Source organism: Mycobacterium marinum (genome assembly GCF_003391395.1).
GTDB lineage: Bacteria > Actinomycetota > Actinomycetes > Mycobacteriales > Mycobacteriaceae > Mycobacterium > Mycobacterium marinum.
The window spans coordinates 2,686,332-2,702,431 of the sequence record NZ_CP024190.1; the positions used below are offsets into that span (position 1 = coordinate 2,686,332).

Genomic DNA, 16,100 nt, shown 5'->3' on the forward strand with positions numbered 1-16,100 from the left:
TCATGCGATGGCTTCCGTTGAGATGACCGCCGATGTCCCGATCCCTCCGCAGGACACCTGGGACCATGTTTCGGATCTGTCGGAGTTGGGCGAATGGCTCGTGATCCACGAGGGGTGGCGAAGCGAGCTGCCCGAGCAGCTCAGTGAGGGCGTCGAGATCGAGGGTGTGGCCCGTGCCAAGGGCATGCGCAACCGGGTGACGTGGACGGTGACGAAGTGGGATCCGCCGCGCGAGGTCACGATGTCAGGATCGGGCAAGGGCGGAGCCAAGTACGGCGTAAGCCTCACCGTCGAGCCAAACGCGGACGGGTCCACCCTCGGGTTGCGCCTCGAGCTGGGCGGGCGCGCGTTGTTCGGTCCGCTCGGGTCGGCTGCGGCGCGCGCCGTCAAGGGAGATGTCGAGCAGTCGCTGAAGCAGTTTGTCGAGCTGTATGGATAGCTGCCACACGACACGTTTGGCGACACGCCCGAACGCTGTCGGTGGTCGGTCCTAGACTGGCGTGCCTATGAGCGGTTCTTCTTCGCGGTCCTTTGTGCACCTGCACAACCACACCGAGTACTCGATGCTGGATGGTGCGGCGAAGATCACCCCCATGCTGGCCGAGGTGGAACGGCTGGACATGCCCGCGATCGGGATGACCGACCACGGAAACATGTTCGGCGCCAGCGAGTTCTACAACTCGGCAACCAAGGCCGGGGTGAAGCCGATCATCGGCGTCGAGGCGTATGTAGCTCCCGGCTCTCGTTTCGATACCCGTCGCATCACCTGGGGTGATCCCAGCCAGAAGGGCGACGACGTATCCGGTAGCGGCTCTTACACCCACCTGACGATGGTGGCCGAGAACGCGACCGGCCTGCGCAACCTGTTCAAGCTGTCGTCACTGGCCTCGTTCGAGGGTCAGCTCGGTAAGTGGTCGCGCATGGATGCCGAACTTGTCGCCGAGCACGCCGAGGGCATCATCGCCACCACCGGCTGCCCCTCCGGTGAGGTGCAGACCCGGCTGCGGCTGGGCCATGACCGCGAAGCGCTGGAATCGGCCGCCAAGTGGCGGGAGATTTTCGGCGCCGACAACTACTTCCTCGAGTTGATGGATCACGGACTGTCCATCGAACGCCGCGTCCGTGCGGGTCTGATCGAGATAGGCCGCAAGCTCGACATTCCGCCGCTGGCCACCAACGACTGCCATTACGTCACTCGCGACGCCGCGCACAACCACGAGGCGCTGCTGTGTGTTCAGACCGGCAAGACGCTCTCGGACCCCAATCGGTTCAAGTTCGACGGTGACGGGTACTACCTCAAGTCCGCCGCCGAGATGCGCCAACTCTGGGACGACGACATCCCGGGCGCCTGCGACTCCACCCTGCTGATCGCGGAGCGAGTGCAGTCCTATGCCGACGTATGGACCCCGCGTGACCGGATGCCGATCTTCCCGGTGCCCGAGGGGCACGATCCGGCGTCGTGGCTGCATCACGAGGTAATGGCCGGCCTGCGGCGACGTTTCCCGTCCGGTCTCGGCCAGGACTACATCGATCGGGCTGAGTACGAGATCAAGGTGATCTGCGACAAGGGTTTCCCGTCGTACTTCCTGATCGTGGCCGACCTGATCAACTATGCGCGGTCGGTCGACATTCGAGTGGGACCGGGGCGTGGTTCGGCGGCCGGATCGCTGGTGGCCTACGCGATGGGCATCACCAACATCGACCCGATACCGCACGGTCTGCTGTTTGAGCGGTTCCTCAACCCGGAGCGCCCGTCAGCGCCCGATATCGATATCGACTTCGACGACCGCCGTCGCGGCGAGATGGTGCGCTACGCCGCCGACAAGTGGGGCCAGGATCGAGTCGCCCAGGTCATCACCTTCGGCACCATTAAGACCAAGGCGGCGCTGAAGGATTCCGCGCGTATCCACTACGGCCAGCCCGGGTTTGCGATCGCCGACCGAATCACCAAGGCGTTGCCGCCGCCGATCATGGCCAAGGACATTCCGCTGTCCGGCATCACCGACCCGGCCCACGAGCGGTTCAAGGAGGCCGCGGAGGTTCGTGGCCTCATCGAGACCGACCCCGACGTCCGCACCATCTACCAGACCGCGCGCGGGCTGGAAGGTCTGATCCGTAATGCGGGCGTGCACGCGTGTGCGGTGATCATGAGCAGCGAACCCTTGACGGAGGCCATTCCGCTGTGGAAGCGGCCTCAAGACGGGGCCATCATCACCGGCTGGGACTACCCGTCGTGTGAGGCGATCGGCCTGTTGAAGATGGACTTCTTGGGCCTGCGAAACCTGACGATCATCGGCGACGCGATCGAGAACATCAAGGCAAACCGGGGAATCGACCTCGACCTGGAATCGCTGCCGCTCGACGACAAGCCCACCTACGAGCTGTTGGGACGCGGTGAGACGCTGGGCGTTTTCCAGCTCGACGGCGGGCCGATGCGCGACCTGCTGCGTCGCATGCAACCCACCGAGTTCAATGACATCGTCGCCGTCCTGGCGCTGTACCGGCCAGGCCCGATGGGCATGAACGCCCACAACGACTATGCCGACCGGAAGAACAATCGCCAAGCGGTCAAGCCGATTCACCCCGAGCTGGAGGAGCCGCTGCGCGAAATCCTCTCGGAGACCTACGGTCTGATCGTCTATCAAGAGCAGATCATGTTCATCGCCCAAAAGGTCGCCTCCTACACGATGGGTAAGGCCGACGCGCTGCGCAAGGCGATGGGCAAGAAGAAGCTCGAGGTGCTCGAGGCGGAATACAAGGGCTTCTACGAAGGCATGACCGCCAACGGATTCTCCGAAAAAGCGGTCAAGGCGCTGTGGGACACCATCCTGCCGTTCGCCGGATACGCCTTCAACAAGTCGCACGCCGCGGGCTACGGTCTGGTCTCGTATTGGACCGCCTATCTGAAGGCCAACTACCCGGCCGAGTACATGGCCGGGTTGCTGACCTCGGTCGGTGACGACAAGGACAAGGCCGCGGTCTACCTGGCCGATTGCCGCAAGCTGGGCATCACCGTGCTACCGCCCGATGTCAACGAGTCATTGGTGAACTTCGCCTCGGTCGGGCAGGACATCCGCTTCGGGTTGGGTGCGGTGCGCAATGTCGGGGCCAACGTCGTCGGTTCGTTGATCGGTACCCGCAGCGGCAAAGGCAAATTCACCGACTTCTCCGACTACCTGAACAAGATCGACATCTCGGCCTGCAACAAGAAAGTCACCGAGTCGCTGATCAAGGCGGGGGCGTTCGACTCGCTCGGGCACCCGCGCAAAGGCCTCTTCCTGGTGCACACCGACGCCGTGGACTCGGTGCTGGGTACCAAGAAGGCCGAGGCGATGGGACAGTTCGATCTCTTCGGCGGCAGCGACTCGGGTGCCGACGCGGTGTTCACCATCAAGGTTCCCGAGGACGAGTGGGAAGACAAACACAAACTCGCACTGGAACGCGAGATGCTGGGCCTGTACGTGTCGGGGCATCCACTCAACGGGGTGGCACATCTGTTGGCCGCCCAGGTTGATACCGCGATCCCGGCAATCCTGGATGGTGATGTCTCCAACGATGCTCAGGTGCGGGTGGGCGGCATCCTGGCGGCCGTGAACCGGCGGGTCAACAAGAACGGGATGCCCTGGGCATCAGCTCAATTGGAAGATCTCACCGGTGGTATCGAGGTGATGTTCTTCCCGCACACCTACTCCAACTATGGCGCCGATATCGCCGACGACGCCGTGGTGCTGGTCAACGCCAAGGTCGCGATTCGCGACGACCGCATCAGCTTGATCGCCAACGAGCTCGTGGTGCCCGATTTTTCCAATGCCCAGGCGGATCGGCCGCTGGCCGTGAGCCTGCCCACCCGGCAGTGCACCATCGATAAGGTCACCGCACTCAAACAGGTGCTGGCTCGGCACCCGGGTACGTCTCAGGTGCATCTGCGGCTGATCAGTGGGGATCGGATCACCACGCTGGAGCTCGACCAGTCACTACGGGTCACGCCATCGCCGGCGTTGATGGGCGATCTGAAAGAGCTGCTCGGTCCCGGCTGCCTGGGCAGCTGACGGCGGGCTGGCGCCCAGCGTCAGGCTAGCGTGACGCTCGTTTTTGGGCGCAACACCAGCGTGACGCTTGGTGTGTCGCGGACGTAGGCTCAGCGATGGAGCGCCGGTCGATCAAGGAGGACGGAAATGACCCCAACCGAGCGTCCGACCACCATGTGCGAGGCGTTCCAGCGCAGCGCCGCGATCGATCCGGATGCCATCGCACTCCGGACGCCGGGGGGCGCCCAGACGCTGACCTGGAGAGAGTATGCCGACCAGGTGCGGCAGGTAGCCGGCGGCCTCGCGGGGCTGGGGGTGGGACGCGGGGACACCGTTTCGCTGATGATGGCCAACCGGGTCGAGTTCTACCCACTCGAAGTCGGCGCGCAACACGTTGGCGCCACGTCGTTCTCGGTGTACAACACGTTGCCCGCCGAACAGTTGACCTATGTGTTCGACAACGCTGGCACCAAGGTCGTGATCTGCGAGGAGCAATACGTCGACCGCATCCGTGCTAGCGGCGCACCCATCGAGCACATCGTCTGCATCGACGGCGCGCCGGAGGGCACCATGTCGGTGCAGGAGCTGTACGCGGCCGCGCCGGACGACTTCGATTTCGAGGCGACATGGGCAGCAGTGCAGCCCGATGACGTGGTGACCCTGATCTACACGTCCGGTACCACCGGGAACCCCAAAGGGGTCGAGATGACCCACGCCAACCTGCTGTTCGAGGGGTTCGCCATCGAGGAGGTGTTCGGCATTCAGTTCGGTGACCGGGTTACCTCCTTCCTCCCGACCGCGCACATCGCCGACCGGATGACCGGCCTGTATCTGCAGGAGATGTTCGGCACCCAGGTCACCGCGGTGGCCGACGGACGGGCGATCGTCTCCGCCCTGCCCGATGTGCGACCCACCGTGTGGGGCGCGGTGCCGCGGGTCTGGGAGAAGCTCAAGGCCGGCATCGAATTCACGATCAGCCACGAGACCGATGAGATGAAGAAACAGGCCCTGATCTGGGCGATGTCAGTGGCCGCCAAGCGCGCAGAGGCCATGCTTGCCGATGAACCGATGTCAGCCGAGGTGGTCGACGAATGGGCCAAGGCCGACGAGTTGGTGCTGTCGAAGTTGCGCGAGCGGCTGGGATTCGGTGAACTCCGGTGGGCGGTCTCGGGAGCGGCGCCGATCCCCAAGGAGACTTTGGGATTCTTCTGCGGTATCGGCATTCCGATAACGGAGATCTGGGGAATGTCCGAGCTGAGTTGCGTTGCCACCGCCAGCCATCCGCGCGATGCGCGACTGGGTACCGTCGGCAAGCTGCTGCCCGGATTGGAAGGCAAGATCGCCGATGACGGCGAGTACCTGGTTCGCGGTCCGCTAGTGATGAAGGGCTACCGCAAAGAAGCCGCCAAGACCGCGGAGGCCATCGACGAGGATGGCTGGTTGCACACCGGTGACATCTTCGATGTCGATGCGGACGGCTACCTGCGGGTGGTGGATCGCAAGAAGGAGCTGATCATCAACGCGGCCGGAAAGAACATGTCGCCGGCAAACATTGAGAACACCATCTTGGCGGCCTGTCCGATGGTGGGCGTGCTGATCGCGATCGGTGACGGTCGTCCGTACAACACTGCGCTGCTGGTCTTCGATGCCGACTCGGTGGGGCCCTACGCGGCCCAGCACGGGATTTCGGATGCGTCGCCGGCCGCGCTTGCCGCTGACCCAGCAGTGATTGCCCGGATCGCCGCGGGCGTGGTCGAAGGCAACGCCAAACTATCGCGGGTGGAACAGATCAAGCGCTTCCGCATATTGCCGACACTGTGGGAACCCGGGGGAGACGAGATAACGCTGACCATGAAGCTCAAGCGCCGGCCGATCGTGACGAAATACGCGGCCGAGATCGAAGAACTCTATGCGGCCAAGCCGGGACCTCACGTCCACGAACCCGCGTCCGCGGCAACGGTACAACCGGCGTGATGAAGGGGCCACTGATGACTGCGCGCGAGGTTGGTCGGGTCGGAGCGCGAAAGCTGTTGCAGCGCAGTGGGATTATCGATGAATCGATATCGCCGCTGTCGACTGACGCGGCCGAGGTCGCTGAGCTGATGAGTGCCCCATGGTATGACGAGCGGCTTGCCAAGCTGGCCGCCGAACTCGGGCGTGATCCCGACGGGGTGCGTGCGGAGGCCGCGGGGTATCTCCGCGAGATGGCGGCCACGCTCGATGAGCGCGCGGTGCAGGCCTGGCGCGGTTTCAGTCGTTGGCTGATGCGGGCCTACGACGTCCTGGTCGACGAAGATCAGATCGCCCAGCTGCGCAAGCTGGACCGCAAGGCGACGTTGGCGTTCGCCTTCTCGCATCGCTCCTACCTGGACGGCATGCTGCTTCCGGAAGTGATTCAGGCCAATCGGCTCTCGCCGGCGCTGACGTTCGGTGGTGCGAATCTGAACTTCTTTCCAATGGGTGCCTGGGCCAAGCGGACCGGTGCGATTTTCATCCGGCGCCAGACCAAAGACATTCCGGTTTATCGCTTTGTGCTGCGGGCCTACGCCGCACAGTTGGTGCAGAACCATGCGAATCTGACCTGGTCGATCGAGGGTGGGCGGACCAGGACGGGCAAGTTGCGGCCGCCGGTATTCGGCATCCTGCGCTACATCGCCGACGCGGTCGATGAAATTGACGGTCCCGAGGTGTATTTGGTGCCCACGTCCATCGTGTACGACCAGTTGCACGAGGTTGAGGCCATGACGACCGAGGCCTACGGTGCGGTGAAGCGGCCCGAAGACCTGCGATTCCTGGTCCGGTTGGCTCGCCAGCAGGGGGAGCGCCTCGGACGTGCGTACCTGGACTTCGGTGAGCCATTGCCGCTGCGCAAGCGGCTGGAAGAACTGCGTACCGACGAATCGGGGACCGGGACCGAAATAGAACGCATTGCCCTAGATGTGGAGCACCGGATCAACCGGGCCACCCCGGTGACACCCACCGCGGTGGTAAGTCTCGCGCTGTTGGGCGCGGATCGGTCATTGTCGATCAGCGAAGTGCTGGCCACGGTGCGCCCGCTGGCGAGCTACATCGCCGCCCGCAACTGGGCGGTGGCCGGTGCGGCCGACCTGACCAACCGTTCGACGATCCGATGGACCTTGCACCAGATGGTGGCCTCCGGGGTCGTGCGGGTTTATGACGCTGGTACCGAAGCCGTGTGGGGTATCGGCGAAGATCAACACCTCGTCGCCGCGTTCTATCGCAACACCGCGATCCACATTCTGGTTGATCGCGCCATCGCTGAGATGGCGTTGCTTGCCGCCGCCGAGATATCGGTGATGTCGGCGGATAGCTCGGTTGCACCGGCGACGGTGCGCGACGAGGCGTTGCGGCTGCGTGAGTTGCTGAAGTTCGAGTTCTTGTTCTCGGCGCGCGCGCAGTTCGAGAAGGACCTGGCCGACGAGGTGCGCCTGATCGGGCCGGTGGAAGACATCACCAAGGCCGTCAACACGGCCGATGTCCGCGAACTGCTGGAATCGGCCGACTTGCTGCTGGCGCATTTGGTGTTGCGTCCGTTCCTGGACGCCTATCACATCGTCGCCGATCGACTGGCCGCCCTCGAGGATGAGTCGTTCGACGAAGAGGCCTTCCTGGCCGAATGTCTGGATGTCGGTAAGCAGTGGGAGTTGCAGCGCCGCATCGCCAACGCCGAGTCGAGGTCGATGGAACTTTTCAAGACCGCGCTGCGGCTTGCTCGTCATCGCGAGCTGGTGGATGGGGCCGATTTTGCGGACATTTCTCGGCGCCGGCGACAGTTCGCGGACGAGGTCGCTACGGCGACACGACGGGTTAACACGATCGCCGAGTTGGCCAGGACGCGCTGAACCGCGACTAGTCGATGTCCTTGGCGATCATCTTGAGCGCCACCGCAACGATGACCCCGACGGCGGTCGCACCCAGAACGGACGGTGCCGCGCTGCTGGTGATCGCGCCGACAAGCACGAAGGTGACCAGCCCTGCTATCACGGCAAACAGCTTGTGCCGAGGCCAGGGCACGCCCGCGATCAGCACATCGCCTCGGTTCGCGGCGGCGAACGTCGAGAATCGTTCTGCCGTGGTCATGGATTCAGCCTACCCCACTCTGATTTTCGGGTAACCGAAGATTCGGTGTGGGTGGCGCTGATCGCGGCGGGGTGCGGGGGCGCACGGCCTAGAGTGGTGCGTATGCCGCTAGAAGGTGAATACGCACCCAGCCCACTCGACTGGTCTCGTGAACAGGCCGACAAATACTTGGAATCGGGTGGTACCGAGGGCACACAGTTACAAGGGAAACCGGTAGTGCTGCTGACTACCGTCGGGGCCAAGAGCGGCAAACTGCGCAAGACCCCGCTGATGCGCATCGAGCACAACGGGGAGTATGCGATCGTCGCATCGCTGGGTGGGGCCCCCAAAAACCCGGTTTGGTACTACAACATCGTGCAGAATCCTCGAGTCGAGCTTCAGGACGGCACTGTCATCCGCGACTATGACGCTCGTGAGGTGTTCGATCACGAGAAGTCGATTTGGTGGGAACGGGCTGTAGGGGTGTGGCCGGACTACGCCGAATACCAGAAAAAGACCGACCGTCAGATTCCAGTTTTTGTGCTGACGCCGGTGAGCTGAGTTGCTTATTGGTCGGCATGGCACCATTGACCGGTGTCCGCCGAACTGAGTCAGACTCCAAGCAGGTCGCCGCTGTCTGCGGCTGATATCGACAACGCTGCTGAGCGGATCGCCCCCGTCATTACCCCCACCCCGCTGCAGCTGTGCGAGCGGTTGTCCGACATCACCGGCGCGACGGTCTACCTCAAGCGCGAAGACCTGCAGATCGTACGGTCCTACAAGTTGCGCGGCGCCTATAACCTGCTGGTTCAGCTAGCGGCCGAGGAGCTGGCCGCGGGCGTGGTGTGCTCTTCGGCGGGCAACCACGCACAAGGCTTCGCTTTCGCCTGCAAAACCCTGGGTGTGCACGGTCGGGTTTATGTACCGGCCAAGACGCCCAAACAGAAGCGGGATCGCATCCGCTACCACGGTGGAGAGTTCATCGACCTGATCGTTGGTGGGGAGACCTACGATCTTGCCGCCGCCGCGGCTCGCGAGGATGTCGAACGTACCGGTGCGACTCTCGTGCCGCCCTACGATGACCTGCGCACGATGGCCGGACAGGGCACCATCGCCGTCGAGCTGCTCGCCGAACTCGATGCGGAGCCCGACCTGGTGGTGGTCCCGGTCGGTGGTGGCGGCTGCATCGCCGGCATCACCTCCTACCTGGCCGAGCGGACGACCAAGACGGCGGTGCTGGGCATCGAGCCCGCTGGGGCCGCCGCAATGATGGCTGCGCTGGCAGCGGGTGAACCGGTCACACTGGACCATGTTGACCAATTCGTCGACGGCGCGGCGGTGAATCGGGCGGGGGCGCTGCCCTATGCGGCATTGTCCGCGGCCGGCGACATGGTGTCGATCACCACCGTTGACGAAGGTGCGGTCTGCACGGCGATGCTTGACCTCTATCAGCACGAGGGCATCATCGCCGAACCCGCGGGAGCATTGTCGGTCGCGGGATTGCTGGAAGCCGATATCGAACCCGGATCGACCGTGGTGTGCCTGATCTCGGGGGGCAACAACGACGTCTCCCGCTACGGGGAGATCCTGGAGCGCTCGCTGGTGCACCTGGGCCTCAAGCACTACTTCTTGGTGGACTTCCCACAAGAACCCGGCGCGTTGCGACGATTCCTCGACGAGGTGCTTGGTCCCAACGACGACATCACCTTGTTCGAGTACGTCAAGCGCAACAACCGGGAAACCGGTGAGGCGCTGGTCGGTGTCGAGCTGGGGTCTGCGGCGAATCTCGATGGCCTGTTGGCTCGGATGCGTGAGACCGAAGTTCACGTGGAACCCCTTGCCCCCGGTTCGCCGGCATACCGGTACCTCCTGTAACCGCAGCCCGGCGCGGGGGTGGCGTGGTCACCGCAAATAGGCCGGCAGTGGGGTAGCGGGGTCTAGATCCGCGGCGGGCTCCGGGGTTCCGGCCCTGAGCGCGAGAGGTACCACGCCCGCCCAATGCGGCAGGGCATGGTCTTGCGGATCGTCGACCGGGCCGCCGCTGCGCACCTTGGCCGAGGCTTCGGCGAGATCGAGGGCAAGCACTGTGGTGGCGGCTAGTTCACGCGGGTTCGGGCCCCGGCAGTCCGCGGCGCGCCCGGCTTGGATGTGGTCGAGTAGCGCATGCAAGGCCAGCAGCTTCTCGTCCGGGTCTTCCACCACACGCGCGGTGCCCAACACCATCACCGAGCGGTAGTTCAGGGAATGGTGCATTGCCGAGCGGGCCAGCACCAGCCCGTCCACGAGGGTGACGGTGATGCAGAGGGGCAGTTCGGCGACCCTTGCCGCGAGCATTGGGCCGCTGCCGGTGGACCCATGGATGTAGAGCGTTTCACCGCGGCGTGTGTGGGTGGTTGGCAAGACCACCGGCTCGCCGTCCCGGATGTATCCCAAGTGGCAGATCAAGGCCTCATCGAGGATTCGATGGACGGTCTCGCTGTCGTAGCGTGCTCGCTCCCGGTAGCGGGTGGGAGTGGTGCGTGCCGTCGGGCCGTAGGAAGTGGTCATGTGGTTGCCCGTTCAATATGTACTAGTACATACTAGTAACTATGCCAGTACAATATAGGATAGCGGGTGGTGGCGCCGAGTCCATAGCGGCCAGCATTGAATCGGCCATCTCCCAGGGCGGCTTGGCGCCCGGCGACGCTCTGCCGTCGATCCGCGAAGTCGCCGGTCAGCTGGGTGTGAATCCCAACACCGTGGCGGCGGCCTACCGCCTGCTGCGCGATCGCGGGACGGTCGAAACCGCGGGACGGCGCGGGACCAGGGTGCGAGACCGGCCGGCATCCACGCCCCGGTCCTCGCTTGACCTTGGGGTGCCTGCCGGCGCGCGAGATCTCTCGACCGGCAACCCGGCCCCCGAGCTACTGCCGCTGGCCGCCGTCGGATGGCCGGACGGTTCGGTGCCGCCGTTGCTCTACGGTGATCCGGCAATGTCAGCGGAGCTGGTCGACCACGCTCGAGCCGCTTTGGCCGCCGACGGTGTAGCCGCCGACCATCTCGCGGTGACCAACGGTGCGCTGGACGGTATCGAGCGAGCGCTGAGCGCGAATCTGCGCCCGGGGGACCGGGTTGCCGTCGAGGACCCGGGCTGGGCAAACCTCCTGGATCTCCTTGCCGCGCTTGGGCTTCCCGTTGAGCCGATGGGCGTCGACGATGACGGTCCGCTGGTTGCTGACCTGCAGCGGGCGCTGGGCCGCGGGGTGAGGGCGGTCGTGGTCACCAGTCGCGCGCAAAACCCAACCGGAGCGGCGCTGTCGGCGGCCCGGGCCGAGGAGCTGCGTGAGGTGTTGAGCCAGGGTGCTGAGGAGGTGCTGCTGGTTGAGGACGATCATTGCGCCGGCATCGCCGGCGTACCCCTGCACACCCTGGCCGGGGTGACGCAGCACTGGGCCTTCGTCCGGTCGGCGGCCAAGGCCTATGGGCCGGATCTACGGCTTGCCGTGTTGGCCGGGGACCAGCGCACGGTCGAGCGGGTGCACGGGCGGCTGCGCCTAGGGCCGGGCTGGGTGAGCCACATTCTGCAGGATCTCGCCGTGCGGCTCTTCGCTGACGATGTCGCTACCGGGCTGATTCGCCAGGCGCAGGAGCGCTACGCAGACGCCCGCGGCCGGTTGTGCGCCGCGCTGTCCGCCCGTGGTGTCGCCGCACATGGCCGGTCCGGGCTCAATGTCTGGATTCCCGTCCCCGACGAAACCGCGGCGATTACCCGCCTGCTGAACCGGGGTTGGGCCGCTGCGCCGGGCGCGCGGTTCCGGATCCGTAGCGCGCCGGGGATGCGGGTCACCATTGCGGGTCTAAGCGCCGAAGAGATCGAGCCTCTTGCCGATGCGATTGCCGAGGCGATACAGCGCACCGGGCGACCCACCGTCTAGCGGCGACGACGCTCAGGCGGGCTCGGCGGGCGCGGTCAATTGGTCACAGCGCAGCACCGCAACCGAATGCCCGGCTAGTTCGGTGCCGGCGTCGCTGGTGTTCGGCTCACCCCAACCCAGCACCAGCGCACCGGATAGCGGCACCGTCGTCGCCTCGGTACCGAGATTGCACGCAATGCCAAACCGGCCGCGGCGCATGATGATCCAGCTCTGCTGCTCGTCATAGTCGATCACCAGGTGGTCCAGCCACGGATCGGCCAGGTCGGTCTCGTGGTGTCGCAACTCGATCAGATCGCGGTAGAAGCGCAGCAGCTGGGCATGCTCGCCTGAGTCGCCTTCGCCCCAAACCAGTTTGGAGCGCAGAAAAGTCTGCGGATCTTGGGGATCGGGGATCTCGTCGGCATCCCATCCGTGCTCGGCGAACTCCGCTTTGCGTCCCTGCGCGGTGGCAACCGCCAGCTCGGGCTCGGGGTGCGAGCTGAAGAACTGAAAAGGACTGCTGGCCCCCCATTCCTCGCCCATGAACAGCATCGCCGTGTAGGGCGAACCGAGTACCAATGCGGCTTTGATGGCCAGCTGGCCGCTGGTCAGGTTTTGTGAAGGGCGGTCGCCAAGCGCACGATTGCCGACCTGATCATGGGTGCAGGTGTAGGCGAGCAGACGGGTGGCCGGAATCGTGGCCGTGTCCAGCGGACGTCCGTGGCGGCGGCGCCGGAACGACGAATAGGTACCGGCGTGGAAGAAGCCCCGACGAAGTGTGTGTGCCAGCGTGGCCATCGAATCGGAATTGGCGCCGAAGTCCGCGTAGTAACCCTGGCGTTCCCCGGAAACCGCTGTGTGAATCGCGTGATGGATGTCGTCGTCCCATTGCGCGGTGATCCCGTAGCCACCACCATCGCGCGGGGTGATCAGCCGCGGATCGTTGAGGTCGCTCTCGGCGACCAGCGACAGCGGGCGACCGACTTGCTTTGACAGCCAGTCGGTCTCGGTGGCCAGTTCTTCGAGGATGGGTACCGCGGTGGTGTCCACCAACGCGTGGACGGCGTCCAGCCGCAGACCGTCGGCATGGAATTCGCGCATCCAGCGCAGCGCGGCGCCGATGATGTAGCGGCGAACCTCGTCCGAGTCGGCGTCGGCGATATTGATGCCTTCCCCCCACGGGTTGCTCGCCGAGGACAGGTAAGGCCCGAATCGGGGCAGATAATTTCCCGAAGGCCCGAGATGGTTGAACACCGCATCGATCAGCACTCCCAGACCGCGCGTATGGCACGCGTCGACGAACCGGACCAGGCCGGCGGGGCCGCCGTAGGGCTCGTGGACGCTGTACCAGAGCACACCGTCATATCCCCAGCCGTGAGTGCCGGCAAAGGAGTTCACCGGCATCAGCTCGACGAAGTCGATCCCGAGATCGACCAGGTAGTCCAGCTTCTCGATGGCGGAGTCAAATGTGCCCGCGGCGGTGAAGGTGCCGACATGCAGCTCGTAGATCACCGCGCCGGTCACGGAGCGACCGGTCCAGGCGTCGTCGGTCCAGGTGGCCGCGGCGGGGTTCCACAGCTGGGAGCGGGCATGCACCCCATCGGGCTGGCGGGCAGATCTGGGGTCGGGCAGCACCTTGGGGTCATCGTCGAGCAGAAATCCGTAGCGGGCAGCTGGCGCAGTCTCGATCGCGGTGTGCCACCAGCCGTCGTCGGTGCGCCTCATCGGGTACACGCCGCCCTCGACATCTAGCCGCACCAATTCGGGTTTGGGCGCCCACACCCGGAATTCAGTCATGCTTGGCGCTCCAACAGGACGACCGGCAGCTCAGAGAACAGTTCGGCGGCGGATGCCGGCCCGCTTGCCAAGGCGCCGGTGAGAGTGTCGGTCCAGGACCCCTCGGGCAACGGCAATACCGTGTCACCCCAGCCATTTTCTTGCAGTCCTACCGTCCAGCGGGTCACCGCGACCAGGATGTCCTCGCCACGGCGAAACGCCACGATGTGATCTTCGGCGGTGCCACTGGCAAGCACCGGAATGTAGGCGCCGCGCAGGAAGCACTCCGGGCGGGAACGCCGCATTCGAAGGGCCGTGCTTACGACCCGGATCTTGGGATGCCGCAACTCTCGCAGCGCGGCTCGGCGGACGGCGTAGTCGACGGGGCGCCGGTTGTCCGGATCGACCAGGCTGTCCTCCCACAGCTCGGTGCCCTGATAAACGTCGGGTATCCCGGGCACGGTCAGCGCGAGCAGCTTCTGGCCCAGCGCGTCACTGGCGGCGTGGGGATTGAGGCGATCCACGAGTTGGGTCAGCTGCCCGGCCACCGGACCATCCAGGACGACGTCCAGCCACCGGTGTACCGCGTCTTCGAAAGTGGAGTCCGGGTCGTTCCAGCTGGTATGCCAAGCCGCTTCCCGAATCGCCTTCTCCGCGTAGCCGTGCAGCCGGTCGCGCAGCTGCTCGCTGACTTCCCCGGTGACCGGCCAGACGCCGAAGATGTTCTGCCACAGGAACTGTCCCGTTGCCCGGTCAGGGGAGGGGGCTTGGCTTTCGGCGCGGGCGACGAATTCCGCCCATAGTGAAGGAACCTGGGACAACACGCTGATTCTCGCTCGCACGTCTTCGCCGCGCTTGGTGTCGTGGGTGGTCAACGTCGTCATGGTCTGCGGCCACATCCGGGCGCGGGTGGCCGCACTGTGATGAAACTCTGCGGCGCTGACTCCAAACCGGTGCGGCTCGCCACCCACCTCGTTGAGTGACACCAGCCGGGCGTCTCGGTAGAACAAGCAGTCCTCGACGGCCTTGGCGGTCACCGCGCCGCACAGTTGCTGCAGCCGGCCGGCGGGTTCGCCGCCGTGGGCCAAAGCCGTCGCCACCAGCTGCAGCGGCGGGCCTAATTCGGTTGCCGCAATACAGGTTTCGGCGATCGCGGTCGGCATGATCGAGGCCAGCCCGGGGTAATCGCAGCGGTAGACGCCGATATGGGTAAGCAACGCGGCCACCGCCTCACCCAGCAGCGGATGATCCCGGCCGGCCGTCGCGGCAATGCTTCGTCTCAACCGGCTCAATTCGCTGGACAGGGTGTCGGTTGTCGCCCGGATCTTGAGATCGGCCAACAGTGCCGCCATGGCCTGGTAGTCCACGTCGCTGGACTCGACCAGCGCGGTGAGCTCTGCCGCTCCCGCCGGGTCGACGAAGAGTCCGCCGAGCTCTCGTAGCACGTCATAGCCCGTTGTGCCGGCCACCGGCAGCGTGGGCTCCAACGCCTCGTCGGCGGCCAGGATCTTCTCGATCACAATCCAGGCCTGCTGGCCGACCAGTTCGCGCAGCCATTGAAGATAGCCGCAGGGATCGGACAGCCCATCGGGGTGGTCGATACGAAGACCATCGACGAGTCCGTCGGCGAACCAACGTGCGATCTCGACATGGCTGGCATCGAAAACCGTGCGATCCTCTTGGCGTAGCCCGGCCAACGAGGTGATCGAGAAAAACCGGCGATAACCGCACAGTCCGCGTCGCCAGCCCACCAATCGGTAGTGCTGGCGCTCATGCACCTCGGCTCCGGTGCCGGTACCGGTACCGGTACCCGCAGCGATGGGGAATGCCAGCGAGCCCAGCCGCAGCAGGTCCCCGTCGACCAACAGGTCGGCCACGTCTGCGTCAGAACCCAGCACCGGCAGCACGATTCGACCGTGCTCGTCGAGATCCCAGTCGATGTCGAAATACCCCGCATACTCGGAGTTGCGGCCGTGACGCAGCACATCCCACCACCACATGTTCTGTTGCGGCCGATCGACACCCACGTGGTTGGGCACGATGTCCACAATCAGGCCCATGCCGCGAGCCCGCGCCGCCGCGGATAGCCGCGCCAAGCCGTCGGGGCCGCCGATCTCGGCTGACACCGTGGTCGGGTCGGTGACGTCATAGCCGTGGGAGGACCCCGCTACGGCGGTCAGGATAGGGGACAGGTAAAGATGGGAAACACCAAGCTCGCTGAGGTAATCCAGCACATTCTCGGCGTCTGCGAAAGTAAATCCGAATCCGCTTGATGGGCCGCGCAGCTGTAGTCGGTAGGTGGACAGGACGGGAAAGCCCATGG

Annotated in this window: 11 protein-coding genes; 7 read left to right on the plus strand and 4 right to left on the minus strand. The window is 64.9% G+C overall.

Annotation, left to right across the window (positions count from 1 at the left end):
• Positions 1 to 7: 7 nt before the first annotated feature.
• From CCUG20998_RS11365 to CCUG20998_RS11380, 4 genes are all read left to right on the plus strand, one after another.
• Positions 8 to 439 (plus strand): type II toxin-antitoxin system Rv0910 family toxin, encoded by a 432-nt coding sequence (locus CCUG20998_RS11365; protein ID WP_012394117.1) that lies wholly within the window; start codon positions 8 to 10, stop codon positions 437 to 439.
• Between the two features lie 67 nt (positions 440 to 506).
• Positions 507 to 4,049 (plus strand): DNA polymerase III subunit alpha, encoded by a 3,543-nt coding sequence (dnaE, locus tag CCUG20998_RS11370; protein ID WP_020728676.1) that lies wholly within the window; start codon positions 507 to 509, stop codon positions 4,047 to 4,049.
• Between the two features lie 126 nt (positions 4,050 to 4,175).
• A complete protein-coding gene (gene fadD11, locus CCUG20998_RS11375; protein ID WP_020728677.1) occupies positions 4,176 to 6,002 on the plus strand; it encodes a fatty acid--CoA ligase FadD11 in 1,827 nt (608 codons plus the stop codon).
• 14 nt (positions 6,003 to 6,016) lie between these two features.
• The gene (locus CCUG20998_RS11380) at positions 6,017 to 7,891 is read left to right on the plus strand and encodes a lysophospholipid acyltransferase (RefSeq protein WP_012394120.1); all 1,875 of its coding nucleotides are present in this window, start codon (positions 6,017 to 6,019) and stop codon (positions 7,889 to 7,891) included.
• A gap of 7 nt (positions 7,892 to 7,898) precedes the next feature.
• On the opposite strand, the gene CCUG20998_RS11385 is transcribed toward CCUG20998_RS11380, so the two are convergent.
• Positions 7,899 to 8,129: a hypothetical protein gene (locus CCUG20998_RS11385; RefSeq protein WP_020728679.1), complete on the minus strand. Its 231-nt coding sequence runs from the start codon at positions 8,127 to 8,129 to the stop codon at positions 7,899 to 7,901.
• Positions 8,130 to 8,231: 102 nt separating this feature from the next.
• Between CCUG20998_RS11385 and CCUG20998_RS11390 the strand changes: the two genes are divergently transcribed.
• Together CCUG20998_RS11390 and ilvA are read left to right on the plus strand one after the other, a co-directional pair.
• Complete coding sequence (locus CCUG20998_RS11390; RefSeq protein WP_036455597.1) at positions 8,232 to 8,669, plus strand: nitroreductase family deazaflavin-dependent oxidoreductase; 438 nt, start codon at positions 8,232 to 8,234, stop codon at positions 8,667 to 8,669.
• A gap of 33 nt (positions 8,670 to 8,702) precedes the next feature.
• Positions 8,703 to 9,983 (plus strand): threonine ammonia-lyase, encoded by a 1,281-nt coding sequence (gene ilvA / locus CCUG20998_RS11395; RefSeq protein WP_020728681.1) that lies wholly within the window; start codon positions 8,703 to 8,705, stop codon positions 9,981 to 9,983.
• 27 nt (positions 9,984 to 10,010) lie between these two features.
• Here the strand turns inward: ilvA and CCUG20998_RS11400 are convergent, their stop codons facing one another.
• Positions 10,011 to 10,655, minus strand: a complete 645-nt coding sequence (locus CCUG20998_RS11400; protein ID WP_020725054.1) for a pyridoxamine 5'-phosphate oxidase family protein — start codon at positions 10,653 to 10,655, stop codon at positions 10,011 to 10,013.
• Between the two features lie 41 nt (positions 10,656 to 10,696).
• On the opposite strand from CCUG20998_RS11400, the gene CCUG20998_RS11405 reads away from it, so the two are divergent.
• Positions 10,697 to 12,022 (plus strand): aminotransferase class I/II-fold pyridoxal phosphate-dependent enzyme, encoded by a 1,326-nt coding sequence (locus tag CCUG20998_RS11405; RefSeq protein WP_020728682.1) that lies wholly within the window; start codon positions 10,697 to 10,699, stop codon positions 12,020 to 12,022.
• Positions 12,023 to 12,034: 12 nt separating this feature from the next.
• Here the strand turns inward: CCUG20998_RS11405 and treZ are convergent, their stop codons facing one another.
• Together treZ and treY are read right to left on the minus strand one after the other, a co-directional pair.
• Positions 12,035 to 13,798 (minus strand): malto-oligosyltrehalose trehalohydrolase, encoded by a 1,764-nt coding sequence (gene treZ, locus CCUG20998_RS11410; RefSeq protein ID WP_020728683.1) that lies wholly within the window; start codon positions 13,796 to 13,798, stop codon positions 12,035 to 12,037.
• The gene (gene treY, locus CCUG20998_RS11415) at positions 13,795 to 16,098 is read right to left on the minus strand and encodes a malto-oligosyltrehalose synthase (RefSeq protein ID WP_020728684.1); all 2,304 of its coding nucleotides are present in this window, start codon (positions 16,096 to 16,098) and stop codon (positions 13,795 to 13,797) included. Before treY ends, treZ begins: the two co-directional genes overlap by 4 nt.
• Between the last annotated feature and the right edge of the window lie 2 nt (positions 16,099 to 16,100).

Bases quoted from the DNA above. Each gene is read 5' to 3' on its own strand.
- CCUG20998_RS11365 (WP_012394117.1), top strand. From the start codon at position 8: ATGGCTTCCGTTGAGATGACCGCCGATGTCCCGATCCCTCCGCAGGAC.
- dnaE (WP_020728676.1), top strand. From the start codon at position 507: ATGAGCGGTTCTTCTTCGCGGTCCTTTGTGCACCTGCACAACCACACC.
- fadD11 (WP_020728677.1), top strand. From the start codon at position 4,176: ATGACCCCAACCGAGCGTCCGACCACCATGTGCGAGGCGTTCCAGCGC.
- CCUG20998_RS11380 (WP_012394120.1), top strand. From the start codon at position 6,017: ATGACTGCGCGCGAGGTTGGTCGGGTCGGAGCGCGAAAGCTGTTGCAG.
- CCUG20998_RS11385 (WP_020728679.1), bottom strand. From the start codon at position 8,129: ATGACCACGGCAGAACGATTCTCGACGTTCGCCGCCGCGAACCGAGGC.
- CCUG20998_RS11390 (WP_036455597.1), top strand. From the start codon at position 8,232: ATGCCGCTAGAAGGTGAATACGCACCCAGCCCACTCGACTGGTCTCGT.
- CCUG20998_RS11400 (WP_020725054.1), bottom strand. From the start codon at position 10,655: ATGACCACTTCCTACGGCCCGACGGCACGCACCACTCCCACCCGCTAC.
- CCUG20998_RS11405 (WP_020728682.1), top strand. From the start codon at position 10,697: ATGCCAGTACAATATAGGATAGCGGGTGGTGGCGCCGAGTCCATAGCG.
- treZ (WP_020728683.1), bottom strand. From the start codon at position 13,798: ATGACTGAATTCCGGGTGTGGGCGCCCAAACCCGAATTGGTGCGGCTA.
- treY (WP_020728684.1), bottom strand. From the start codon at position 16,098: ATGGGCTTTCCCGTCCTGTCCACCTACCGACTACAGCTGCGCGGCCCA.